Source organism: Mesorhizobium sp. M7A.F.Ca.CA.002.09.1.1 (assembly GCF_003998555.1).
GTDB classification, from domain to species: domain Bacteria; phylum Pseudomonadota; class Alphaproteobacteria; order Rhizobiales; family Rhizobiaceae; genus Mesorhizobium; species Mesorhizobium ciceri.
The window spans coordinates 1-572 of the sequence record NZ_RZRR01001527.1; the positions used below are offsets into that span (position 1 = coordinate 1).

The 572-nt window shown below is 61.4% G+C and carries 1 protein-coding gene; it reads right to left on the reverse strand.

What is annotated here, in order from left to right:
* Window positions 1-95 precede the first annotated feature (95 nt).
* The coding region (locus tag EN994_RS34450; protein WP_127308302.1) for an ATP-binding cassette domain-containing protein at window positions 96-572 on the reverse strand (477 nt) is incomplete at its 5' end.

The following is a 572-nucleotide window of genomic DNA, read 5'->3' on the forward strand; positions in this document are numbered from 1 at the left end:
CCAGTAGACGAAGGCAAACGCCGCCAGGATCGCGGCCAGCGTGAAGATGCCGACAATGACGTAGTTGGCTCTGGTTTCCATTGTCCCACTTATGGCTATGCGCGCGCCGCAAGATCAAGTTGCCGGGCGCGTTTTCCGCGGAAATAGGATTTTACCCACGGTTCCTCGCTCTTCAGCATGTCGTCGATGGTGCCTTCGACCAGCACTTTCTTCTTGCCGAGCACGGCCACCCGGTCGCAAGCGGTGAACAGCGTGTCGAGGTCATGCGTCACCATGTAGACGGTCAGATCCATCGTATCGCGCAGCTTGACCACCAGCTCGTCGAACTCCGCCGCGCTGATCGGATCGAGACCCGATGTCGGCTCGTCGAGGAAGACGATGTCGGGATCGAGCGCCAGCGCCCGCGCCAGCGCGGCGCGCTTGATCATGCCGCCGGACAGTTCGGATGGGAATTTTTGCGCCGCGTCGGGCGGCAGCCCGACCAGCTCGATCTTGAGCATCGCCAGTTCGTCCATCAGCTTTCGCGGCAGGTCGAGATATTCGCGCATCGGCACCTGGACGTTTTCCAGCAC